23 protein-coding genes are annotated in these 23538 nt (G+C 72.2%); 15 read left to right on the top strand and 8 right to left on the bottom strand.

The genetic code is table 11. The features are described 5' to 3' along the window. Positions 1-53: 53 nt before the first annotated feature. On the bottom strand, positions 54-1136 hold the full coding sequence (locus tag OG361_RS04685; protein ID WP_405862073.1) for an NADH:flavin oxidoreductase/NADH oxidase: 1083 nt from the start codon (positions 1134-1136) through the stop codon (positions 54-56). A 122-nt stretch (positions 1137-1258) separates the two neighbouring features. Between OG361_RS04685 and OG361_RS04680 the strand changes: the two genes are divergently transcribed. Next, positions 1259-1618, top strand: coding sequence for an ArsR/SmtB family transcription factor (locus OG361_RS04680; protein WP_405851991.1), 360 nt, complete (start codon positions 1259-1261; stop codon positions 1616-1618). 82 nt (positions 1619-1700) lie between these two features. On the opposite strand, the gene OG361_RS04675 is transcribed toward OG361_RS04680, so the two are convergent. Beyond that, the gene (locus OG361_RS04675) at positions 1701-2351 is read right to left on the bottom strand and encodes a DUF305 domain-containing protein (RefSeq protein ID WP_405851990.1); all 651 of its coding nucleotides are present in this window, start codon (positions 2349-2351) and stop codon (positions 1701-1703) included. Between the two features lie 272 nt (positions 2352-2623). Here OG361_RS04675 and OG361_RS04670 point away from each other — a divergent pair, with 272 nt between their 5' ends. Continuing rightward, a complete protein-coding gene (locus tag OG361_RS04670) occupies positions 2624-4054 on the top strand; it encodes an LVIVD repeat-containing protein (RefSeq protein WP_405862071.1) in 1431 nt (476 codons plus the stop codon). On the opposite strand, the gene OG361_RS04665 is transcribed toward OG361_RS04670, so the two are convergent. The 4 genes from OG361_RS04665 to OG361_RS04650 all read right to left on the bottom strand — a co-directional run bounded on the left by OG361_RS04665 (position 4033) and on the right by OG361_RS04650 (position 7439). Further along, positions 4033-4683, bottom strand: coding sequence for a TetR/AcrR family transcriptional regulator (locus OG361_RS04665; RefSeq protein ID WP_405851989.1), 651 nt, complete (start codon positions 4681-4683; stop codon positions 4033-4035). The genes OG361_RS04670 and OG361_RS04665 overlap by 22 nt on opposite strands. 129 nt (positions 4684-4812) lie before the next feature. Then, a complete protein-coding gene (locus OG361_RS04660; RefSeq protein ID WP_405851988.1) occupies positions 4813-5508 on the bottom strand; it encodes a phosphatase PAP2 family protein in 696 nt (231 codons plus the stop codon). A 282-nt stretch (positions 5509-5790) separates the two neighbouring features. Continuing rightward, a complete protein-coding gene (locus OG361_RS04655) occupies positions 5791-6726 on the bottom strand; it encodes a M56 family metallopeptidase (RefSeq protein WP_405851987.1) in 936 nt (311 codons plus the stop codon). A 134-nt stretch (positions 6727-6860) separates the two neighbouring features. After that, the gene (locus OG361_RS04650) at positions 6861-7439 is read right to left on the bottom strand and encodes a DUF5134 domain-containing protein (RefSeq protein ID WP_405851986.1); all 579 of its coding nucleotides are present in this window, start codon (positions 7437-7439) and stop codon (positions 6861-6863) included. A gap of 161 nt (positions 7440-7600) precedes the next feature. On the opposite strand from OG361_RS04650, the gene OG361_RS04645 reads away from it, so the two are divergent. The 5 genes from OG361_RS04645 (at position 7601) to OG361_RS04625 (ending at position 12300) form a co-directional block, all read left to right on the top strand. Next, positions 7601-8152: a GNAT family N-acetyltransferase gene (locus OG361_RS04645; RefSeq protein ID WP_405851985.1), complete on the top strand. Its 552-nt coding sequence runs from the start codon at positions 7601-7603 to the stop codon at positions 8150-8152. A 170-nt stretch (positions 8153-8322) separates the two neighbouring features. After that, positions 8323-9729 carry a DUF6421 family protein gene (locus OG361_RS04640; protein ID WP_405851984.1) on the top strand — a complete coding sequence of 469 codons (1407 nt, stop codon included), beginning with the start codon at positions 8323-8325 and terminating at the stop codon, positions 9727-9729. A gap of 44 nt (positions 9730-9773) precedes the next feature. Then, positions 9774-10535 (top strand): SDR family NAD(P)-dependent oxidoreductase, encoded by a 762-nt coding sequence (locus OG361_RS04635; protein WP_384574905.1) that lies wholly within the window; start codon positions 9774-9776, stop codon positions 10533-10535. Next, positions 10532-11614 carry a threonine aldolase family protein gene (locus OG361_RS04630; protein ID WP_405862069.1) on the top strand — a complete coding sequence of 361 codons (1083 nt, stop codon included), beginning with the start codon at positions 10532-10534 and terminating at the stop codon, positions 11612-11614. Before OG361_RS04635 ends, OG361_RS04630 begins: the two co-directional genes overlap by 4 nt. Before the next feature lie 86 nt (positions 11615-11700). After that, positions 11701-12300 (top strand): transglutaminase family protein, encoded by a 600-nt coding sequence (locus OG361_RS04625; RefSeq protein WP_405851983.1) that lies wholly within the window; start codon positions 11701-11703, stop codon positions 12298-12300. A gap of 18 nt (positions 12301-12318) precedes the next feature. Here the strand turns inward: OG361_RS04625 and OG361_RS04620 are convergent, their stop codons facing one another. Further along, positions 12319-13041: a lysophospholipid acyltransferase family protein gene (locus tag OG361_RS04620; protein ID WP_384574899.1), complete on the bottom strand. Its 723-nt coding sequence runs from the start codon at positions 13039-13041 to the stop codon at positions 12319-12321. Positions 13042-13270: 229 nt separating this feature from the next. Here OG361_RS04620 and OG361_RS04615 point away from each other — a divergent pair, with 229 nt between their 5' ends. From OG361_RS04615 to OG361_RS04590, 6 genes are all read left to right on the top strand, one after another. After that, entirely contained in the window at positions 13271-13582 is a 312-nt protein-coding gene (locus OG361_RS04615; protein ID WP_384574896.1) for a TlpA family protein disulfide reductase, read from the top strand. 197 nt (positions 13583-13779) lie between these two features. Then, positions 13780-14310, top strand: a complete 531-nt coding sequence (locus OG361_RS04610; protein ID WP_405851982.1) for a flavin reductase family protein — start codon at positions 13780-13782, stop codon at positions 14308-14310. Positions 14311-14509: 199 nt separating this feature from the next. Beyond that, entirely contained in the window at positions 14510-15304 is a 795-nt protein-coding gene (locus tag OG361_RS04605) for an electron transfer flavoprotein subunit beta/FixA family protein (RefSeq protein ID WP_384574893.1), read from the top strand. A gap of 57 nt (positions 15305-15361) precedes the next feature. Next, entirely contained in the window at positions 15362-16324 is a 963-nt protein-coding gene (locus tag OG361_RS04600) for an electron transfer flavoprotein subunit alpha/FixB family protein (protein WP_405851981.1), read from the top strand. A 153-nt stretch (positions 16325-16477) separates the two neighbouring features. Further along, positions 16478-17767: a DUF6986 family protein gene (locus OG361_RS04595; protein ID WP_405851979.1), complete on the top strand. Its 1290-nt coding sequence runs from the start codon at positions 16478-16480 to the stop codon at positions 17765-17767. Between the two features lie 137 nt (positions 17768-17904). Further along, positions 17905-19956, top strand: a complete 2052-nt coding sequence (locus OG361_RS04590) for a protein kinase domain-containing protein (protein ID WP_405851978.1) — start codon at positions 17905-17907, stop codon at positions 19954-19956. 76 nt (positions 19957-20032) lie between these two features. Here the strand turns inward: OG361_RS04590 and OG361_RS04585 are convergent, their stop codons facing one another. After that, entirely contained in the window at positions 20033-21067 is a 1035-nt protein-coding gene (locus OG361_RS04585) for a LacI family DNA-binding transcriptional regulator (protein ID WP_405851977.1), read from the bottom strand. 217 nt (positions 21068-21284) lie between these two features. On the opposite strand from OG361_RS04585, the gene OG361_RS04580 reads away from it, so the two are divergent. After that, positions 21285-22313 carry an ROK family protein gene (locus OG361_RS04580; protein WP_405851976.1) on the top strand — a complete coding sequence of 343 codons (1029 nt, stop codon included), beginning with the start codon at positions 21285-21287 and terminating at the stop codon, positions 22311-22313. A gap of 101 nt (positions 22314-22414) precedes the next feature. Further along, entirely contained in the window at positions 22415-23449 is a 1035-nt protein-coding gene (locus OG361_RS04575; protein ID WP_405851975.1) for an NUDIX domain-containing protein, read from the top strand. Positions 23450-23538: the final 89 nt, after the last annotated feature.

Raw genomic sequence — 23538 nt, 5'->3', positions numbered from 1 at the left:
ACACGTCCCCGCGCACCTCCGGACGCCCCGGGCAGGGGTAGGGGCGGCAGCGGTCAGATCGCCCAGGCGTACGGGGCCGGGGCCTGGATCTCCGCGCCGAGTTCGCGGGCCGCGCGGCGGGCCCAGGAGGCGTCGCGGAGCAGTTCGCGACCGAGGAGGACCGCGTCGGCCTCGCCGTTGGCGAGGATCTTCTCCGCCTGCTGGCTCTCGGTGATCAGGCCGACGGCGGCCACGGGAAGCCCGGTCTCCGCCTTGACCCGGGCCGCGAACGGCACCTGGTAGCCGGGGCCCACGGGGATCCGGGCCGGGCCGCCGTTGCCGCCGCTGGAGACGTCGAGGAGGTCGACACCGTGCTCGCGCAGCAGCGCGGCGAACCGTACGGTCTCGTCGACCGTCCAGCCCTGCTCCTCCAGCCAGTCGGTGGCGGAGATCCGGAAGAAGACGGGAAGCTCCTCGGGCCAGACGGCCCGTACCGCGTCCACGATCTCCAGGGCGAGCCGGGTCCGGTTCTCGAAGGAGCCGCCGTACTCGTCCGTGCGGTGGTTGCTGTGCGGGGAGAGGAACTCGCCGATCAGGTACCCGTGGGCGCCGTGCACCTCGACGACCTCGAAGCCGGCGTCCAGAGCACGCCGGGCCGCGTCCGCGAACCGGCCGGTGATCTCCCGGATGCGCTCCACGGTCAGCTCGGTCGGCACCGGGTAGCCCTCGTCGAACTCGACCGGGCTGGGGCCGACGGGCTGCCAGCCGGGGCCGCCCGGCTCGACGGGGCCGCGGCCCTCCCACGGGCGGTTGGTGGAGGCCTTGCGGCCGGCGTGACCGATCTGGATGCCGGGCACGGTGCCGTGCTCCTTGAGGAAGCCGGCGATCCGCCGCAGCCCCTCCGTCTGCGTGTCGTTCCACAGGCCGAGGTCCGCCGGGCTGATCCGGCCCTCGGGGGCGACGGCGGTCGCCTCGACCAGGATGAGTCCGGTGCCGCCGGTGGCCCGGGAGGCGTAGTGGGCGAAGTGCCAGTCCCCGGCCACACCCGCGTTCGGTCCGGTCGGCTCGGCCGAGTACTGGCACATGGGTGCCATCCAGACCCGGTTGGGCACGGTCAGCGAACGCAGGGTGTAGGGCTGGAACAGGGCGACGCTCATGACGGACTCCGTTTCGGGGGCCTCGAAGGACGCTCGTACGATACTCATCGTAGTACGGCATCTGTCAAACTACGAGAGGTCTCGTACAATGAGGGTCACCCGGATGAAGTGGAGCCGCCGTCATGACGACCGCCACCAGCCCTCGCGCCCTTGAGCACCCCACGCGGGACGAGATCAGCCTCGAAGGGGTGCTCCACGCGCTCTCGGACCCCGTGCGCCTGCGCATCGTGCGGGACATGGCGCGCGAGGACGCCGCGCTGAGCTGCTCGTACTTCGACCTCCCGGTGACCAAGTCCACGACGACGCACCACTTCCGCGTCCTGCGCGAGAGCGGTGTCATCCAGCAGATGTACCGGGGCACGGCCAAGCTCAACGCCCTGCGCAGGGATGACCTGGACGCCCTCTTCCCCGGCCTCCTGGACACCGTCCTGACGGCGGCCGGGGCCCAGGCCGACCGTCAGGAAGGTGTCCAGCAGGCGTAGTTCGGGCAGGAAGGTGCCCGGGAGGCGTACTTCGGGCCGGAAGGTGTCCAGGGGGCCTGGTTCAGGCCGGACGGCGGCCGCGCTACAGCGACCGCATGCGGTTGATCTCCGAGGTCTGCTGGGCGATGACGTCGTTCGCCATCTCCTCGACCAGGACGTTGTTCCCCTCGCTCAGCACCTCGGCCGCCATCGTCACGGCCCCCTCGTGGTGCGTGATCATGAGCTTCAGGAAGAGCTCGTCGAAGGCCTCGCCCTTCGCGTTCCTCAGCTCCTTCAGCTGGGCCTCGGTCGCCATGCCCGGCATCGAGTGATGGTCGTGGCCGCTCTGTTCGCGCGGCCCGCCGTTGTTCTTCAGCCAGCCCTCCATCGCGTCGATCTCCGGCCGCTGCGCGGCCGCGATCCGCTCGGCCACCTTCTTGACCTGCGTGGATCCGGCCCGCTGCGGGGCCAGTTCCGTCATCGTGAGCGCCTGGCGATGGTGGACGACCATCATCTGCGTGTAGCGGAAGTCGGCACTGTTCGGGCTATCGTCGGGGAGCAGCCGGGCGGCCTCCTCCGGCGATATGCGCCGGGCCGGTTCGCCGGGCTTCCCCGGTGCCACCACCGAGCCCCCGGCCGAGGCCTTGGACTGCGGCGTGTCCTTCCCGGACCCCGACTCGCAGGCGCTCAGGGCGAGTACGGCGACGGCGGACAGGGCCACGGCGACGACGGCACGCTGACGGCGGATCAACAACGCGACCTCCAGGTTTTCTTACGGGGACAGTGACCGTTCCTAGCACTTTTCTCGTGTGGACCGATCAAAATCCTTCATTACGTCTGTGTTGCCATCTGTTGAGATGAGCACGCCACGGACCATACTGCCGGGGTCCAACATCCGTTCAAGGCTGAACGGATACCAGCGAGGACGGAGTGACTTCGTTGCGAATCCCGCGTACCCCGCGTAACTCGCGTGCACGGATCAGACGCCTGGGCGTGGCATCCGCCGCGGCCGGCCTGCTGGCCACCATGCTGGCGGCCGGACCCTCGGCGGCCACCCCCGACCCCGGAGACGCCCTCGTCCAGGGCACCGTCTCCACGGAGCAGGCGGCAGAGGCGCGTTCCGCCATTCAGAGCGGTGAGATACCCGGCGTGGACGAGATCGTCCACAGCCAGAACATCGAGCACCTCGTCAACATCCCGAAGGACGCCCTCAAGGGCACCAACTCGGACCTGGCCTTCCAGGGCAAGTACGCCTTCGCCGGCAACTACGACGGCTTCCGGATCTTCGACATCAGCGACCCGAAGTCCCCGAAGACCGTCGCCCAGGTCCTCTGCCCCGGTTCCCAGAACGACATCTCCGTCTCCGGGAACCTCGTCTTCCTCTCCACCGACTCCTCCCGGAGCGACAACTCGTGCGCCAGCACGACGCAGCCCGCCTCGGTCAAGGAATCCTGGGAGGGCATGAAGATCTTCGACATCAGCGACATCACGAACCCGAAGTACGTCGCCGCCGTCGAGACCGCCTGTGGTTCGCACACCCACACGATCCTGCCGAAGGGCAAGAACGTGTACGTGTACGTCTCCTCGTACTCGCCCAACGCGGCCTTCCCCGACTGCCAGCCCCCGCACGACGGCATCTCGGTCATCAAGGTCCCGCGCAAGGCGCCCGAGAAGGCCGCGATCGTCAACTTCCCCGTCCTCTTCCCGGGCGAGGGCCCGGACGGCGGCGGCAACCCGGGCGGTCCCACCAACCCGGGCGTCTCCAAGACCACCGGCTGCCACGACATCACCGTGCTGCCGGAGAAGGACCTCGCCGCCGGCGCCTGCATGGGTGACGGCATCCTCTTCGACATCGAGGACCCCGAGCACCCGAGGGTGATCGACCAGGTCCAGGACAATGTCAACTTCGCCTTCTGGCACTCGGCGACCTTCAACCAGAAGGCGAACAAGGTCGTCTTCACCGACGAGCTCGGCGGTGGCGGCGGCGCCACCTGCAACGCGGTGGTCGGCCCGAACCGCGGCGCCGACGGCATCTACGACATCGTCGGCAAGGGCGACAAGCGCAAGCTCGTCTTCCGCAGCTACTTCAAGATCCCGCGCCACCAGGCCGACACCGAGAACTGCGTCGCCCACAACGGTTCCCTGATCCCGGTCAAGGGCAAGGACCTCATGGTCCAGGCCTGGTACCAGGGCGGCGTCTCCGTCTGGGACTTCACCGACTCGTCCAAGCCGACGGAGATCGCCTACTTCGAGCGCGGCCCGCTGTCCGCCACCACCATCGCCACGGGCGGTTCGTGGTCCGCGTACTACTACAACGGCTACATCTACTCGAACGACATCGCCAAGGGCTTCGACGTCCTGAAGCTCTCCGACCGTCGTACCGACCCCGCGAAGCGGATCCGGATGGACGAGCTCAACGTCCAGACGCAGCCGGACTACTTCGACTTCGACGACTGACAGACCCGCTCCACCTGCGCGCCGTCGGGCGGACCCCCGTCCGGCGGCGCGCCCTGTTCCCAGCCGAGCCCGTACCGCTGGAAGAGCTCCCACCGCAGCCGCGCCATCGGCATCGGGGCCCCCGGCAGCAGCACCCCCACCACCGCGCCCATCAGCAGCGCGCGCAGCAGCGGATAGTCCGTGTCCACGTCCTCGGAGCCGTACCGGGTGACCGTGTCCCGCAGCAGGAAGGCGAGGCGCTGCTGCTCCGAGCACTGCACGAACCCCTCGGCCTGCAGGATTCCCGCCATGTGGGTCCGCATCAGGGTGGGCCGCTCCACCGCGAGCCCCAGGATCGCGTCGATCGCCCGGGCCAGCCGCTCGCGCCCGTCCTCCGTCCGCGGCTCGCGCTCCAGCGCCTCCTCCAGCGTGAGGTGCATCAGCCGGTGCACCGCCGACTGGAGGAGCTGCCGCTTCCCCGGGAAGTAGTACGAGATGAGTCCGCGCGCCGAACCGGCACGCTCCGCGATGTCTCCGAGAGTGGTCGCCTCGTAGCCGTGCGTCGACACCAGCTCCACCGTCGCCTGCAGAATCCGCTCACGTGAGCGACGCCGGAGCTCTTCATTGACCGATGGGCTGCGCGGGGACATGCTTGGCTCCTGCGTTGACTGGCTGCCGGCCAATATACTCAGCGCATCCCGTCGGCGCGCCCCCGTGGCAGGCCGACGGGGAGGCCGTCTGTTCTGGGCGACACGGGGGATCGTCCAGAACAGGCGGCTTCATCGTGTTTCTCCCATTCTCCTCCCGGACGCCCGGGAGGCCCCGGGGCCCCGGGAGAGCCGGCTCTCCGCGCCGCGCCGCTCGCTCCACCGGTACGTGAGGACGGCCACGGCCACGCAGAACCAGCCGAGCAGCCACCCGCCGAGGACGTCCGAGGGCCAGTGCACGCCCAGGTAGACCCGCGTCCAGCCCACCCCGAGCACCGAGACGACCGCCGCGCCGGCGAGGACGCCCCAGCCGCGCCACTCCTCCCGCCAGTGCAGCGCGAGCACCCACAGGAGCAGCCCGCACGTCACCGTCGCGGTCATCGCGTGTCCGGAGGGGAAGGCCGCGAAGCGCGCCGAGTCGACCGGGTCGGGCCACTCGGGCCGGTCCCGCCCCACCAGCGCCTTGAGTCCCTGCTGGAGGCCGACGGCGACCAGGCTCGTGGCGGCCACCCAGAGGGCCATGCGCCGCTCCCGCCGCCACCACAGCAGGACCACGGCCACGGCGGCCAGGGCACGCATCGTCCATGGATCCCACACCCAGTCGCTGAGCGCACGGTTGAGGTCGGTGAAGCCGGGGCGGGCGACGGCGTCGCGGTGCAGTGCGTCGGCGACCGACCGGTCGAAGGAGAGCAACGGGGACCACCCCACTGCGACGAGCACGAGCAGCAGTACGGACAGGACTCCGGAGACCACGGCGGAGGATCGCATGCGCCGATCCTGCCCGACGAACCGCCCCTTGCGACTCTCCGCGCACCCTGCGCGCGCGCCGTCGCACGCGTCCCACGTGACGCACGGCCCCGCTGCACTACGGCGAACGGCTCGGCGCACCACCGGCGACCATGGTGCGAGCGTCCGGCAACCACGGTGCGAGCGTCCGGTGAACCACCTCGCGAGCGACCGGCAACCACGGCGCGAGTGTCCGGCAACCACCTCGCGAGCCACCGGCGACCACGGTGCGAGCCACCGGCGACCACGGTGCGAACAGCCCGGCTATCCCAGCGCGGTGAGCGCCGGGACGAAGGCCACGAGGACCGGGACCACGGGCACCAGGGACGCGGCCGCCGTCAGGCGCAGCCGGCGCCCCGCCGTCAGCCGGGGCGTCGCGGTCAGGAGCCGGTGCACCCGCTGAGGCAGATCGGCGTCCGGCGCCGGGCCCGGACCGAACACGCCCCGGTCCTCGTTCAGTTCGACGAGGGCCAGCGCTATCGTCAGGCGGCCGAACCGGCGCGAGGCCACGTCGTCGGCGGCCAGCTCCACCAGTCGGTGCATCTCCTCACGGAAGGCGGCGAAGACCGGGATCCCCGGGAAGCCGCCCGCAAGCGCGGCCGAGCAGTGCAGGAGCCAGTCGTGCCGGGCCCGGGCGTGACCCTGCTCGTGTGCCAGGACCGCGTCCAGCTGCCGGCCCTTCAGGCGCCGCAGCGCGGCCGTGGTGATGACCAGTTGGGGTGTGGTCCCCGCCATCCACCGGGCGTCCGCCCGCTCGCCCTCCAGGACCACCAGCCGCTCGCTGCCGGGCTGCTCCCCGGGCAACAGGGGAGCGCGGACGAGGAGCTCGCGGCGGCGCTGCCTGCGCCGGGCGCGCGCCTGGCCGATCTCCCGGCCGAGCATCGCCCCGGTCCAGACGCCGCCGCAGGCCAGGGCGACCGCGAGCACCCCCGACCACGGGCCGGTCGTGCCGAGTTCGTACGCGTCGACCACCGCGCGCGGCGCGGGCGCGAAGAGCTGTCCCCGTACCGTCTGCCAGGCCGTGGACGCGCTGAAGGTCATCGACAGCGCGAAGCTCAGCAGGACCCCGGCCACCACGCACTGCCAGACCCAGAGCGCCACGACGGGTTCTCGCTCCACCCAGTCGGCCCGCGCCAGCAGTCGGGGGGCCGCGAGGGCGGTCAGAACGCCGAGCAGGAGCAGCGCGAGGGAGACCCACATGGGCGTCAGCCTATGAGCGCGGTACTGGTCGGGGGTATGGCCTCGGACGGCAAGTGACGTACGCCACGGTTTCGTTGTCCACGCTTTCCGGACTGCCCTTGCCGCCCGAGACGATCAGTCCGAGCCGCCCGTGCTCACAGGGTCACCAGCATCGCCACCATCGCGAGGGCCATCGAGAGCCGGCACGCGAGGGTCAGCTCCGGCCGGGTCGCCCAGGCCGGGCCCGGACCGCCCGCCGTCGCCGCCGCCGGAGCCGCCGCCACGGGTGCGAGCCGCGCCCCCGCGCGCAGCACGTACACGGTGTAGTAGAGGAGCAGCCCGCCCGTCAGCGCGGGTATGCCGCCCGCCGTCCCCGCGGCGTGCCCCCCGTGCGCTCCCTGTGCGACGGGGGAGGCCATCGCCACCGCCATGTAGAGCATCGCGAGCGAGCCGACGAGGTGGTGCAGGTGGTGGCCGCCGCGCCGGGCGGCTCCTGCCAGGCCGAGCAGCGCCGTCCCGCCGAACACCGCCGCGTACACGGCCCAGCTCCAGCCCGGCTGCGTCACCACCGCCGCCGGGAGTGCCATGACCGCCATGCCGAAGCCCATCAGCGCCTCGCCGCCGGCGGCGCGCCGCTCCTCCCCGTCGCACGCGCGCATCCGCAGCAGGCAGTACGTGCCCGTGGCGGCGCAGAGCGCGACCATCAACCACCCCGACAGGGCCGCTCCGTGCACAGCACACCTCCCCCCTCTGCCGAGAGGAATGCCCGCCGCCCGGGGGCCGCACGCGGGCGCACGGGCGCGCACGGATGTACGAGGGGGAGTGCGCGGTGCGCGAGTTAGGCTCGGGACGATCGCGCACGCCGATCGTCAGCGCCCGAGGGGAGCCCGTACGTATGGACACCGCCACGTCCCAGGAGACCGGCCGGATCGACTACCGGGAGGCGGTACTGGACGACGTTCCGGTCCTCGTCCCGCTCGTGGAGTCGGCCTACCGGGGCGACGCCAGCCGGGGCGGCTGGACGACGGAGGCGGACATCCTCCAGGGGCAGCGCACCGACCCCGAGGGCGTGGCCGCCGTCATCACCACGCCGGGCAGCCGCCTGCTGGTCGTCGAGCGCGACGGGGAGGTCGTCGCCTGCTGCCAGCTGGAGCACCGTGGCGAGGCCGCCTACTTCGGCATGTTCGCGGTCCGCCCCGAGCTCCAGGGCGCGGGCCTCGGCAAGCGGATCATGGAGGAGGCGGAGCGGCGGGTGCGCGAGCTGTGGGACGTCCGTGAGATGCACATGACGGTGATCTCCGTGCGCGAGGAGCTCATCGCCTGGTACGAGCGGCGCGGCTACCGGCGTACGGGGCGGATGACGCCCTTCCCGTACGGGGACGAGCGCTTCGGTGTGCCTCAGCGTGACGATCTGCGGTTCGAGCTGCTGATCAAGCCGCTGAGCTGACGCGGCAGAACCGATCCACACGGCGGAAGGGTGGCCTGAGGGGTGACTGACAGGAAAAACTTCTGTCTCCATGGGGGGCGCGCAGGATAATTTCTCTTGCTCCCCTTGTGGCAAGGAACCGTCAATGGTTACGGTGTCTTGACGCGAGGTTCTCCTGTGAAGGAAGAGGCATGACGGAAATTCTTGTGCAGGACGTGACCGGTGGGGGGATATCCACCGACGCCCGGGTGATCGACCACCCGGCTTGGGCCGAGCTCAAGAGTGCCGTGGAGGAGATCCGCGCCTGGCAGAGCGCGGACGGCTCCATCGACTTCGAGCCCGAGGGCGCGCCCGCCCGCGCCCTCGTCGAGCTGACCCTCGACCGGGTCATCGCCGCGGTCGAGCAGCTCTCCCCGCTCGTCCCGCACGACGGCGCCTACCACCGCGCGCTCGTCTCCGACCTGCGCAAGTGGGCCGAGGGCGGCTTCGCGGTCCCGGACTTCCTGGACTCGCTGCTGGCCTTCCAGCCGGCCGCCGACCGCGTGGACGGGCTCCAGCACCTCGTGCTCTTCCCGATGTACACGCAGAACGGCAACCTGGACCGCAACCTCGAAGCGGTCGTGCTGCGCATGGTCTGGCCGGAGTGGCTCGCCGAGCTGGAGGCCACCCGCTACGACAACCCGCTCTTCTGCGGCATCACCTTCGAGGACTTCACCGCCGGGTACGACACCCACTCGGCCGTGCTCTTCCCGGAGACCATCGCCGTGCGCGAGGCTCCCGAGCGCTTCACCTGGGGCGGCATCTTCTGTGACCGCGAGGCCGCGCGCTTCCGCAAGGTCACCGAGGCCGCGGTCGACACCCTGGGCCTCCAGCTGCCCGCGGACATCGCCGCGATGATCGACGACCAGACCCGCTGCGAGCAGGCCTTCGTGCTCTGGGACATGGTCCACGACCGCACCCACAGCCACGGCGACCTGCCGTTCGACCCCTTCATGATCAAGCAGCGCCAGCCCTTCTGGATGTACGGCCTGGAAGAGCTCCGCTGTGACCTCACCGCCTTCAAGGAGGCCGTGAAGCTGGAGGCCGAGGGCAACACGCACGGCCGCGACGTGCAGTACGCGGTCCTCTTCGACCGGATGTTCCGCTTCCCGCTCTCCGGCGACCGCAACCGCAACTACGACGGCCTCGGCGGTCAGCTCCTCTTCGCGTACCTCCACAAGAACGACGTGGTGCGCTGGACGGACAACACCCTCAAGATCGACTGGCAGCGGGCCCCCGAGGTCACCAACCAGCTCTGCGCCGAGATCGAGACCCTCTACCGCGACGGCATCGACCGCCCGAAGCTCGTCCACTGGTTCAAGGCGTACGAGCTCGTCTCCACCTACCTCGCCCCGCACCCGGGATCGAAGTGGGCCAAGGGCCCCGACGCCCTCGACCTCTCCCTCCCGCCGCGCAAGCTCGTCGACGACGTGCTTCCGGACGAGTTTCCGCTCAGCATGTTCTTTGAGGCCCTTGCCAAGAAGCTGAAGGGCGTGATCGCCGATACGAAGGGGATCACCGCCGCCGACGTCTCGCGCACCGAGCGGGCCGCCGCGTGAGCGACTCCACCGACAGCACGGAGACCACGGAGGAGGCGTCGCCCATGAACGCCAACGGAAACGGCGGGCCGCTGGACGGCGCCGTCATCGCGGTCGCCGGCGCGGCCGGCCCCGCGGGCCGAGCGACCCTGCTGCGCCTCGCCGAGGCGGGCGCCACCGTCGTCGGCTCCGACGCCGACCCGGCGCGCCTCGCGGAGGCCGTCGACGCCGCCCGCTACGCCCACGGCGGCGCCCGGGTCATCGGCGACACGGTCGACCTCCTCGACCTGGACGCCACCCGCGACTGGGCCGCGAAGACCGAGAAGGAGTTCGGCCGGATCGACGGCCTGGTCCACCTCGTCGGCGGCTGGCGCGGCAGCAGCTCCTTCATGGAGACCGAGCTCAAGGACTGGGACTTCCTGGAGAAGCTCCTCATCCGTACCGTCCAGCACACCTCGCTCGCCTTCCACGACGGGCTGCTGCGCGCCGGCGGGCGCGGCCGGTACGCGCTGATCAGTCAGGTCGGCGCGCACAAGCCGCTGGCCAACAACGCCGCGTACAACGCGGGCAAGGCGGCGGCCGAGGCCTGGACCCTCGCCATGGCGGACTCGTTCCGCAAGCTGGGGGGCGACGACGGCCCGCAGGCGGCGGCTGCGATCCTGGTGATCAAGGCATTGGTGCACGACGCGATGCGCGCCGAGCGCCCCAACGCGAAGTTCGCGGGCTTCACCGACGTCAAGGACCTGGCCGACGAGATCGTCGGCCTGTGGAGCAAGCCCGCCCAGGAAGTGAATGGACAGCGTCTGTGGCTGACCCCCAAGCCGTGACAGCGGCCCTCGGCCCGCGGACCGACGCGCGTCGCCACCACGACCCGTCGGTCCGGGGCTTCGCCAGCGACAACTACGCCGGCGCCCACCCCGAGGTCCTCGCGGCCCTCACCCTCGCCAACGAAGGCCATCAGGTCGCCTACGGCGAGGACCAGTACACCGAGCACCTCCAGCGCATCATGCACAGCCACTTCGGCTCCAGCGCCGAGGCCTTCCCGGTCTTCAACGGCACCGGGGCCAACGTGACCGCCCTCCAGGCGCTCACGGACCGCTGGGGCGCCGTCATCTGCGCCGAGTCCGCGCACATCAACGTGGACGAGGGCGGGGCGCCGGAGCGGATGGGCGGCCTCAAGCTGCTCACCGTGCCGACCCCGGACGGCAAGCTCACCCCCGAGCTGATCGACCGGCAGGCCTGGGGCTGGGAGGACGAGCACCGGGCGATGCCCCAGGTCGTCTCGATCACCCAGAACACCGAGCTGGGCACCGTCTACACGGTCGAGGAGATCCGCGCGATCGTCGAGCACGCCCACTCCAAGGGTATGAAGGTCCACCTCGACGGGGCCCGCATCGCCAACGCCGCCGCCTCGCTGGACGTGCCGATGCGCGCGTTCACCAACGCGGTGGGCGTGGACGTGATCTCGTACGGCGGGACGAAGAACGGCATGCTCTTCGGCGAGGCCGTCGTCGTCCTCAACCCGGACGCGGTCAGCCACATGAAGCACCTGCGCAAGATGTCCATGCAGCTCGCCTCGAAGATGCGCTTCGTGTCGGTGCAGCTGGAGGCGCTCCTCGCCAAGGACCTGTGGCTGCGCAACGCCCGGCACGCCAATGCGATGGCCCAGCGCCTCGCGGCGGGCGTGCGCGAGCTCGACGGGGTGGAGATCCTCTACCCGGTGCAGGCCAACGCGGTCTTCGCGCGGCTGCCGCACGAGGTGAGCAGGCGCCTGCAGGAACGCTTCCGCTTCTACTTCTGGGACGAGGCCGCCGGCGACGTGCGCTGGATGTGCGCCTTCGACACCACGGAGGACGACGTGGACTCCTTCCTCCAGGCACTGAAGGAAGAGCTGGCACGCCAGTAGTCGCCCCAGGGCACCGGCTGCATGAATATACGGCCGGGCGGAAAGTCATTGACTTCCGTCCGGCCGTTTCCTTACGCTCTCACCGCATGGAACTCGTGCAGCAGCACCCCGAGATCTCGGCCTACCTCGCGGTCGGCGAGGCCGTCGACCATGACCACCCCCTCATCGGGGAGGTGGCGGCCCGCCTCTCCGGCGATCATCCCGACGCATACTCATACGCCGAGGCGGCCTACGCGTACGTACGCGACACCATCCCGCACTCCATGGACTCGGGGGACCTCCGCGTCACCTGGCGCGCCTCCGACGTCCTGGAGCGGCGCACCGGCATCTGCTACGCCAAGTCCATCGCGTACGCCGCGCTGCTGCGGGCCCGCGGCATCCCGGCGGCCCTGTGCTACCAGCGGCTCACCGACGAGGACGGCTCGAACCCGGTGGTCCACGGCCTCGTCGCGCTCCTGCTGCCCGGTGAGCGGAAGTGGGCCCGCCAGGACGTGCGGGGCAACAAGCCGGGCGTCGACGCCCGGTTCTCGCTGGGGGAGGAGCGCCTCGCCTGGACCGTGCGGCCGGAGTCCGGCGAGGTGGACTACCCCGTGCTCCACGCCGAACCGCACCCGGCCGTCCTGGGCGTGCTGAAGTCCGCCCCGGACCGGCCGTACCTCGGGCGGACGCTCCCTACGGAGCTCTGACCCCGCGTACCGGTGGCGTCAGCCGGCTTCCTTGACCTGGGCCGGCGTCGGCGCCGTGCCGCCGAGGTGCGCGGGCACCCACCACGTGTCGCTCGCGTCCTTGGGGCGGACCGGGTAGGCGCGCTGCGCGGCTTCCAGGAGCTCCTGGACGCGCTCGCGCAGCCGCCGCGTGATCGCGCCCGCGTACTGGTCGGCAGGGGCCTCCATGGGCTCGCCGACGCGGATCGTCACCGGGATGTGGCTCCGCTTGAAGTTCCGGGGGCGGCCCTTCGTCCAGACCCGCTGGGTGCCCCAGAGCGCCATCGGGATCAGCGGGACGCCGGCCTCCTGCGCGAGCCGCGCCGCACCGGTCTTGAAGCCCTTGAGGGTGAAGGACTGGGAGATCGTCGCCTCGGGGAAGACACCGATGATCTCGCCGGCCCGCAGCGACTCCAGCGCGTGCTTGTAGGCGTGCTCGCCCTGCGCGCGGTCGACGGGGATGTGCTTCATGCCGCGCATGAGCGGTCCCGAGACCTTGTGCCGGAAGACGGAGTCCTTCGCCATGAAGCGCACCAGACGCTTCTGGGGCAGGGCCGCGAGCCCCGTGAAGATGAAGTCCAGATAGCTGATGTGGTTGCTCACGAGCACCGCACCACCCGTGCGGGGGATGTGCTCCGAACCCTGGGTGTCGATCTTCAGGTCGAGTGCCTTGAACAGGGTCAGCGCGGCACCGACGACCGGTCGATAGACGAGTTCTGCCATCGGAGAGGAACCTCTTCTTCGTGTGCCCGGAGCGGGTTCTCCCGGCGAAGTTACGCGGCCGTAGGTTTTCGGCTTTGGGCAGATCGTGCCCCATGTGGGGCGCCGTGACCAGTCCAGGCGGCTTCGTACAGGGAGATTCTCGTCACCCCCGGTGGTCGTGGCGGGAATCGATCGCTTGCGTGCGACGCTGCTGAAGGGGGAGAAGAGCCGTACGGGAAAGGGGAGAAGGATGTCGGAGGTCCTGGGGCCGGAGGTGCTCGGCGCCGAGTTGGGGGAGCGGGCCACCCTCGTGCAGTTCTCCACCGCCTTCTGTCAGCCCTGCCGCGCCACCCGCCGCACCCTCGCCGAAGTGGCCGCCATGGTGCCGGGCGTCGCCCATGTGGAGATCGACGCCGAGGAACGGCTCGACCTCGTACGGGAACTGGGCATCGCGAAGACGCCCACCGTCCTCGTCCTCGACCGGACGGGCCGCGTCGTCCGCCGGGCCGCCGGACAGCCCCGCAGGGCGGACGTCATCGCCGCGCTGGGGCGGGCGGTCTGACGCGGTGACACATCTCCCACATCCCGGGACGCACTTGACTGCACCCGCCACCGATCGTCACCCTGGCGGAGTGCCCACAGAACTCCTTCTCTACGGCCGGGCCCATGTGGACCTGGCCCGCAACGCGAGCGCGCGCTGTCCGGGTGTCTGACCACCCCAGGACTCCCCTCATGACGCCCTCGCAGAAGGACAACTCCATGACGGTTTCGCCGGACCTCCAGCTCAGTACCGTTCCCACGATCGGCGCACCCCGGCAGGCTTCTCCCGACCTGCTCCGCTCCGTCTTCCGCCGCCACGCGGCCGGTGTCGCGGTGATCACCGCGCACGGCGAGCGTCCCGTCGGCTTCACCGCGACCTCGCTCAACTCCGTCGCCGCCGATCCCCCGCTGATCTCCTTCGGTGTGGGCACCACCTCGTCCAGCTGGCCCGTGGTGGCCGAGGCCGAGCACATCGGCGTCCACATACTCGGCGAGCACCAGCAGGAGCTGGCCGCCACCTTCGCGCGCAGCGGCGCCGACCGCTTCGGCGGGGAGACCCGCTGGAGCGTGGGGCCGGAAGGCGTGCCCGTGCTCGACGGCGTCCTCGCCTGGCTGGTCTGCCGTGTGATCGCCCGGGTGCCCGCCGGTGACCACCGGATCGTGATCGCGCAGGCCGTCGCGGGGGACCCTGACGGGGCGGGCCGGCCGCTCCTCTACCACCACGGGCGCTTCAACGCGCTGCGCGACTGAGAGTTCCCGCGCGCGCCGCTCTCCGCGCGTTGGCAAGGTCACATGGCTGAGCGCTTGCTTACTGGTAACGGACTGGGTGTACTGGCGAGTAATATTTTGGGCGGGGCGTCCGGCGCCCCAACCGGAAACCAGCCCTTCAGGCGCCTATGCTGCGAGCAACAAGGCAGCCAAGTTATGACGATGCAGTAGGAGAGCCGGCGTGAGCTTGAGGATCGTTGTCTGTGTGAAGTACGTGCCCGACGCGACCGGAGACCGCAAGTTCGCGGACGACCTGACGGTCGACCGCGACGACGTCGACGGCCTGCTGTCGGAGCTCGACGAGTACGCCGTCGAGCAGGCCCTGCAGATCGCCGAAGAGGCGGACGACGCCGAGGTCACCGTGCTGACGGTCGGCCCCGAGGACGCCAAGGACGCGCTCCGCAAGGCGCTCTCCATGGGCGCCGACAAGGCCGTCCACGTCGAGGACGACGACCTGCACGGCAGCGACGTCATGGCCACCTCGCTCGTGCTCGCCAAGGCGATCGAGAAGACCGGCTACGACGTCGTCATCGCCGGTATGGCCTCCACCGACGGCACCATGGGTGTCCTGCCGGCGATCCTCGCCGAGCGCCTGGGCGTCCCGCAGGTCACGCTGCTCTCCGAGGTCAAGATCGAGGGTGGCCCCAACGGCACAGTGACGGGCCGTCGCGACGGCGACACCGCCTCCGAGCAGCTGGAGGCCTCGCTTCCGGCCGTCGTGTCCGTGACGGACCAGTCGGGCGAGGCGCGCTACCCGTCCTTCAAGGGCATCATGGCCGCCAAGAAGAAGCCGGTGGAGTCCCTGGACCTCGACGACCTCGACATCGACGCCGACGAGGTCGGCCTCGAGGGCTCCTGGACCGCTGTGGACTCGGCCGCCGAGCGTCCGGCGCGTACCGCGGGCACGATCGTCAAGGACGAGGGCGAGGGCGGCAAGCAGCTCGCCGAGTACCTCGCGAGCCAGAAGTTCATCTAAGGCTCGCGCGAGCCGTTTCAGTCCGCCCTCTTTTCGTTCGCAGGAGATTGAAGTCCCATGGCTGAGATTCTCGTCTACGTCGACCACGTCGACGGAGCCGTCCGCAAGCCCACCCTGGAGCTGCTGACCCTCGCTCGCCGCATCGGCGAGCCCGTCGCCGTCGCCCTCGGCAACGGCGCCGCCGACACCGCCGCCGCGCTCGCCGAGCACGGCGCCGTGAAGGTCCTCACCGCCGACGCCCCCGAGTTCACCGAGTACCTCGTCGTCCCGAAGGTCGACGCGCTCCAGGCCGCGTACGACGCGGTCTCCCCGGCCGCCGTGCTCATCCCCTCCTCCGCCGAGGGCAAGGAGATCGCGGCCCGCCTCGCGGTCCGCATCGGCTCCGGCATCATCACCGACGCCGTGGACCTGGAGGCCGGTGATGAGGGCCCGGTCGCGACGCAGGCCGCGTTCGCCGCCTCGTTCACCACCAAGTCCCGTGTCTCCAAGGGCACCCCGGTCATCACGGTCAAGCCGAACTCGGCCCCGGTCGAGGCCGCCCCGGCCGCCGGCGCCGTCGAGGCCCTCGCGGTCTCCTTCGGCCCGCTGGCCACCGGCACCAAGGTGACCGCGCGCACCCCGCGCGAGTCGACCGGCCGCCCGGAGCTGACCGAGGCCGCGATCGTGGTCTCCGGCGGCCGTGGCGTCAACGGTGCCGAGAACTTCGCGATCATCGAGGCGCTCGCCGACTCGCTCGGTGCCGCCGTGGGCGCCTCGCGCGCCGCGGTCGACGCCGGCTGGTACCCGCACTCCAACCAGGTCGGCCAGACCGGCAAGTCGGTCTCGCCGCAGCTGTACATCGCCTCCGGCATCTCCGGTGCGATCCAGCACCGCGCGGGTATGCAGACCTCGAAGACGATCGTCGCCATCAACAAGGACGCCGAGGCCCCGATCTTCGACCTCGTCGACTACGGCGTGGTGGGCGACCTCTTCGACGTCGTCCCGCAGCTGACCGCGGAGGTCCAGGCCCGCAAGGGCTGACCTGCGGTTCTGTACGGTCCGGGGGCCGCGTGGCGATTCGTCGCCGCGCGGCCCCCGGCCGTTTCGGACACCCATTGACGTGGGTCCCGACCGACTATTAACTTCGCTATACGGATTGTTGATTCCGTGCAGCGGAAAACAGGAGGGTGTGGGATGGGTCAGCAGGAGAAGGTGTCGACGAGCCTCGCGGGCGCGGTCAGCGAGGGCATCAGCGCCTCCCTGGCGCCGGTGGACGCAGAGCTCGACCGCCGCTACCCGGGAGACCCCGGCACCCGCCAGCCGGTCCACACGGTCTACGTCCCCGGTAACGTCTTCGACGCCGGCACCATCCGCTCCTGGGGCGACCAGGCACTCGCCGCGCTCGACGAGCACGCCCCCGACGCGGCCTCCTTCGCCGCCGTCCTCGGCCTCACCGAGGACCTCGCCGAGGACGTCTACGGCCGCGTCCGTGCCAAGCTGGAGCGCGAGCCGATCGAGGACCTGCGCGTCGACTTCGAGGACGGCTACGCGGGCACGGACGAGGACCAGGACGCCGCCCGCGCCGCCCGGCTGATCTCGGAGGCGTACGGGAACAGCACTGCCGCCCCGTACATGGGCATCCGGATGAAGTGCATGGAGTCCGCCGTACGCGACCGGGGCATCCGCACCACCGACGTCTTCCTCACCGGCCTCCTGGAGAACGGCGGCCTCCCCGACGGCCTCGTCCTCACCCTCCCCAAGGTGACCTACCCCGAGCAGGTCTCCGCCTTCGTCCGCCTCCTGGAGGCCTTCGAGAAGGCCCACGGCCTGGACGCCGGCCGCCTCGGCTTCGAGATCCAGATCGAGACCAGCCAGTCCATCCTGGCCACCGACGGCACCGCCGCCGTCGCCCGCATGATCGGCGCCGCCGAGGGCCGCGCCACCGGGCTGCACTACGGCACCTTCGACTACAGCGCCTGCCTCGGCGTCTCCGCCGCCTACCAGGCCAGCGACCACCCCGCCGCCGACCACGCCAAGGCGATCATGCAGGTCGCCGCCGCCGGCACCGGCGTCCGCGTCTCCGACGGCTCCACCAACGTCCTCCCGGTCGGCTCCAGGGAACACGTCCACGAGGCCTGGCGCCTCCACTACGGACTCACCCGGCGCGCCCTCGCCCGCGCCTACTACCAGGGCTGGGACATGCACCCCGGCCACATCCCCACCCGCTACGCCGCCGTCTTCGCCTTCTACCGCGAGGGCTTCGAGGCCGCCGCCAAGCGACTCTCCGCCTACGCGAACCACGCGGGCGGCGACGTCATGGACGAGCCCGCCACCGCCAAGGCCCTCTCCTCCTACCTGCTCCGCGGCATCGACTGCGGCGCCCTCGACACCGCCGAGGTCGACGCCCTCACCGGCATGAGCCGCGCCGCCCTCGACCGCTTCGCCGCCCCGCGCCGAGGCGACCTCACCGCCTCCGCCGAGTAGCCGTCCCGCACCGTCCCGAGCCGTCCCACACCGTCCCGAGCCGACCGCCGAGGCGACCCGATCCGGCCAACTGCCCCGTACCCTGTGCGAGTTCGCGCGTGAAGCGCGTACGTGCTCGACAGAGGAACGGGGCAGCGGTGTCATCGGGGGAGAGCGAGCGGCTCGCGGGCCGCTACAGAATCGTGCGCCAACTCGGGCGCGGTGGCATGGGAGTGGTCTGGCGGGCCGTCGACGAGGTCCTCGGACGCGAGGTCGCCGTCAAGGAACTCCGTACGTACTCGGACGCGGCCGCGCCCGAACTGGCCGATCTGCGCCTGCGGATGACGCGCGAGGCGCGGGCCGCCGCCCGCGTCCGGCACCCCGGAGTGGTGGCCGTCCACGACGTCACCGAGCACGAGGGCCGGCCCGTCATCGTCATGGAGCTCGTCGACGGGCCCTCCCTCGACGACGTCCTGCGGGAGCGGGGCACCCTGGACCCGGTCGAGGCAGCCCGGATCGGCGCCCACGTCCTGGAGGCGCTGGCCGCCGCGCACGACGTGGGAGTGCTGCACCGGGACGTGAAGCCCGGCAACATCCTGCTGGACCGCTCGGGCAGGACCGTCCTCACCGACTTCGGCATCGCGACCATGGAGGATCCGGGCGACGGATCCGCGACCCACCTCACGCGCAGCGGCGAGATCGTCGGCTCCCTCGACTTCCTCGCCCCCGAGCGGGCCCGCGGGCAGGACCCGGGCCCCGCGTCGGACGTGTGGGCGGTCGGCGCGACGCTGTACGCGGCGGTCGAGGGCGCCTCGCCCTTCCGTCGTACGTCGACCTGGTCGACCCTCGCGGCCATCGTCACCGAACCCCTCCCGGAACCCCACCGCGCCGGCCCCCTCGCCCCGGTCCTGGCACGCCTCCTGGACAAGGACCCGACCTCCCGACCGGGCGCCCGCGAGGCGGCACGGCTGCTGGGCGCGGTGACGGAGACCGCTGCGGGGCCGGGGCGCGGCGGGGCGGTTCCAGGGGTGGTTCCCGGGGTGGTTCCGGGGGAGCTTCCCGGGGTGGTTCCAGGCGTGGTGACTCCTGCGGCTGCGGCTGTGGCTCCCGCGGTGGCGGATCCCGGCGGGGCGGGGCCCGAGGCAGAGGCTCCCGCGAGAGCGGCAGCGGCCCCCGGCGCGGCGGCTTTCGCGGAGAGCGGGTGGGGCGGCGGTCCGCCCGCCGCGCGGCCCGTGGGCTTCGGCCCGCCCGTGGTGCCCGTGCCACCGGTGGGGTCGGTGCCCCCGGCGATGCCTGCGCCGTCGGTGCCGGTTCCCGGGTCCCGTACCGCGGGTCCGGGGCGCCGCCGGGCCCCTGCCGGACGGCCCGCCGCGCCGCCCGGACGCCGCCGGAACGCGCTGGTCGCCGCCTCCGTGGCCGCCGTCCTGCTGGCCGGTGGTGGCATCACGTACTCCCTCATGGACCGCGACACCACGCGCCAAGCGGCCGGCGGGAACCCGGCGGAAGGGGCGAGCGGCGCGCCGGACGGGGACACCGGGCGCCTGCTGGACCCGGGGAGCAGCGGTGCGCCGGCCTCCGGCGCACCGGGCGGCACCGCCCCGACGTCCGGTACGGGCTCCGCCCGGCCGGCACCCTCCGGGTCGGCCACCGGCGGTCCGAGCGACCGGGGACCGGGCGGCGACGGCCCCCGCCCCGAGGACTCGGAACCCGGTACGGGCTCCGGGGCCGGATCCGGTACGTCCGCCGGGAGCACGGGGGCGGCGGGCGGCGCCGGTACCGGCACCGGAACCGAGCCCGGTTCCGGAGACGGTCCGGCCCCCGGTGGGACGACGGCCCCGAGCGCCCCCGGCGGCGGCACCGCCACGACGGGCACCTCCGCCGGGGCCGGCGGGAGCACGGCCGCGCCCAGCACCGAGGCCCCCGCACCACCCGCGGGCTGCGACCCCGTCGGCTCCTCCGCCACCTGCCAGGTCGTGCGGAGCGCGACGACGACCCGCTACGACGGCGGCGAGATGGGCACGGTCGGAGCCGGCCCGCACGTCTTCTTCTGCCAGGTCGACCTCGACCGCGGCGAGACGTACGGCGGCGGGAGCAGCCGCTGGTTCGCCAGGACCGACGACGACAGCGGCAACACCAACGTCTACCTCAGCGTGCTGCACCTCGCGGGCGGCGCGGGCGGCGGCCCCGTGGCAGGCCTGCGGATCTGCTGACGGGCCGCGCTCAGACCGCTGAGGGACCGAGCTCAGACCGCTGAGGGGCCGCGCTCAGACGACTGAGGGGCCGAGCTCAGACGGCGGACGCCACGATCTCGCCCGATCCACGGGCGAGGAGCGTCGTGCCGAGCACCACCCGCTCCGGCGCCCCTTCGGCCCCGTCGAGGCGCCGGAACAGCCGCTCCGCCGCCGTACGGCCCAGGGCGGCGGCGTCCTGGGCGATGACCGTGATGCCGAGCAGGTCGGCCAGTTCGATGTCGTCGAAGCCGACGAGGGCGACCGGGTGCGGATGGCCGGCGAGGGCCCGGACCACCGTGACGGTGACCCGGTTGTTGCCCGCGAACAGGGCCGTCACCGGTTCCGGCGCGGTCAGCATCTCCCGTACGGCGGCGCTCACCCGCTCCGGGTTCGTCGACCCGGGCGAGACCCACGCGTCCCGGACCGGCAGGCCCGCGTCCTCCATCGCCGCGCGGTAGCCCCGGAGCCGCTCGGCGCCGGTGTGGATGCGCGGGCGGTCGCCGATGAAGCCGATCCGGCGGTGTCCGTGGGCGATCAGATGGGCCACGCCGTCGCGCGCCCCGCCGAAGCTGTCGGAGAGCACGGCGTCGGCCTCGATCCGCCCCGCCGGCCGGTCGACGAAGACCGTGGCGACGCCCGCCCTGATCTCCGGCTCCAGGTACCGGTGGTCGTCACCGGCGGGGATGACGATGAGGCCGTCGACCCGGCGCGCGCACAGCGCGAGCGCCAACTCCTGCTCCCGGTCCGGGTCCTCGGCGCTGGAGCCGTTGATCAGGAGCGCCCCGTGCGCCCGCGCGACCTCCTCGACCGCGCGGCTGAGCGGCCCGTAGAAGGGGTCGGCGAGGTCCTCCAGGACCAGCCCGACGGTGGCGGTCCTGCCCTTGCGCAGGACCCTCGCGCTGTCGTTGCGCCGGAAGCCGAGGGCCTCGATGGCCTCCTGGACGCGGCGCTCGGTGTCCGGGGTGACCCCCGGCTCGCCGTTGACGACCCGGGACACCGTCTTGAGGCCGACGCCCGCGCGGGCGGCGACGTCCTTCATCGTGGGCCGATTGCCGTAGCGGTGCTCGGTGCGGCGGGCGATGTCGGCCACGGTGCGCGGTTCCTCCGTCGTATCGGATCCGGGTCGTCCGCGTCGCGGACCCCGGTTCCGGATCCATGTTCCTGTTCCGTGTCCGGGGCTGTGGTCCGGATCTCGGTCTCAGTCCGAGCATAGGCCCTGGATAACGTTGTCATACGCGGGAGACTGGGGAGACTGTACGGAACGCCCTCGGCCGCTCGCCCGGCCCCCGACTGGAGGCTCCGCGCCCATGCACACCGACCCGGCCTCCGGATGCGCCTCTGGTCCCGCCGTCGTTGCCCCCGCCGATCCCGCCTCCGGTCCCGTCGTCGTCGCTCTCGACATCGGCGGCACCAAGATCGCCGGTGCGCTGGTCGACGCCGCGGGGCTCGTCCGGGTGCGGGCCCGACGGCCCACGCCCGCGCGGGAGGACGGCGAGACCGTGATGAAGGCCGTCGAGGCGGTGCTGGACGAGCTCGCCGCCTCGCCGCTGTGGGAGGCGGCCGGCGCCGTCGGCATCGGCAGCGCGGGACCGGTCGACGCCTCGCGGGGGACGGTGAGCCCGGTCAACGTGCCCGGCTGGCGCGACTTCCCGCTCGTCGAGCGGGTCCGGCGGAGGACCGGAGCACGTCCCGTGACCCTGGTCGGCGACGGGGTCGCCATGACCGCCGCCGAGCACTGGCTCGGCGCGGCCCGCGGTCACGACAACGCGCTCTGCCTCGTGGTGTCCACCGGCGTCGGCGGCGGCCTGGTCCTCGACGGCCGGCTCCACCCCGGCCCCACCGGCAACGCCGGTCACCTCGGCCACATCTCGGTCGACCTCGACGGGGACCTCTGCGCGTGCGGCGGACGCGGCTGCGTCGAACGCCTCGCCAGCGGCCCGCACATCGCCCGCCGCGCCCTGGAGAACGGCTGGCGGCCGGGGCCCGACGGCGACGCCTCCGCGGCGGCGGTGGCCGCCGCCGCGCGCGCCGGGGACCCGGTCGCCCTCGCGTCCTTCGAGCGCGCCGCGCGGGCGCTCGCGGCGGGCATCGCCGCCACCGCGACCCTCGTCGAGATCGACATCGCGGTCGTCGGCGGCGGGGTGGCCGGCGCGGGCGACGTCCTCTTCGATCCGCTGCGCCGCAGCCTCGGGAGCTACGCGACGCTCTCCTTCGTACGGAACCTGACGGTCGTCCCGGCCGCCACGGGCACCGACGCCGGCCTGCTCGGAGCGGCGGCGGCGACATGGGCGGGGGCGGGAGGGGCGGCAGGGACGGTGGCCCGGACCGGCGCCTGACCCCGGGCGCCCCGCGAGCGTCCGCTCGGACATGTGTTCGCTGGTTTTCGTGGCAGGGTGTTGCGGGCAAGCCACTGGGGGCTACCGAAGAGGGGGAAATCGTGATCGTCTGGATCAACGGTGCGTTCGGCGCGGGGAAGTCCAGTACCGCGCGCGAACTGGTCGATCTGATCCCGAACAGCACGCTGTACGACCCCGAACTCGTCGGCGGGGCCATGGGTCGGCTGCTCCCGGCCAAGCGCCTCGCCGAGGTCGAGGACTACCAGGACCTGCCGATCTGGCGGCGCCTGGTCGTCGACACGGCGGCGGCTCTCCTCGCGGAGGTCGGCGGGGTCCTGGTCGTCCCCATGACCCTGCTCCGGCAGGAGTACCGGGACGAGATCTTCGGCGGGCTCGCCGCCCGCCGCATCGAGGTGCGCCATGTCCTCCTCGCTCCGGAGGAAACGATCCTGCGGCAGCGGATCGACGGCCGGGCCGAGTACGGCGACCCCGAGGCCGACGCCCGCGTACGGCAGTGGTGTCACGGCCACATCCCGCCGTACCGCGCCGCGCTCGACTGGCTCGCCGGGGACGCGTACACCGTCGACACCTCCGCGCTCACCGTGGCCGAGGTCGCCCGGACCGTCGCCGACGCGGTCCGGGCCGAGCTGGCCGCCCCGTGCGGGATCGTCCAGACGCCCGAGCCGACCGGCGAGACGCTCGCCGCCGGCGTCCTGCTCTTCGACGAGGAGGACCGCTTCCTGCTGGTCGACCCCACGTACAAGCCCGGCTGGGAGTTCCCCGGCGGCGTGGTCGAACCGGGAGAACCGCCGGCCCGCGCCGGAATGCGCGAGGTGGCCGAGGAGATCGGCCTCGAACTCGACGCGGTGCCCCGTCTGCTGCTCGTCGACTGGGAACGTCCCCAGCCCCCGGGGTACGGAGGCCTCCGCCTCCTCTTCGACGGCGGTAGGCTCCGCGCCGCCGACACGGCGCGCCTCCGTCTCCCCGGCTCCGAACTCCGCGGCTGGCGCTTCGTCACCGAGGAGGAGGCCGCCGAACTCCTGCCCCCGGTCCGCTACCACCGCCTCCGCTGGGCCCTCCGCGCCCGCGAACGCGGCACGGTGCTCAACCTGGAGGCGGGGGTCCCGGTGGGGTGAACACCGGCGGGGGCCGGGAGCCTGCGGCGGACGCCCGGGCACGGAGTCCAAGGCCTGCGGTGGGTCCCCGTCCTCGGGCCCCGGCCCCG

Origin of the sequence: Streptomyces sp. NBC_00090, from assembly GCF_045160815.1 — a bacterium.
In the GTDB taxonomy this organism is placed as follows: domain Bacteria; phylum Actinomycetota; class Actinomycetes; order Streptomycetales; family Streptomycetaceae; genus Streptomyces.
Note: the sequence above shows the minus strand (reverse complement) of the source record. Positions and strands in the feature narration are given on the sequence as shown.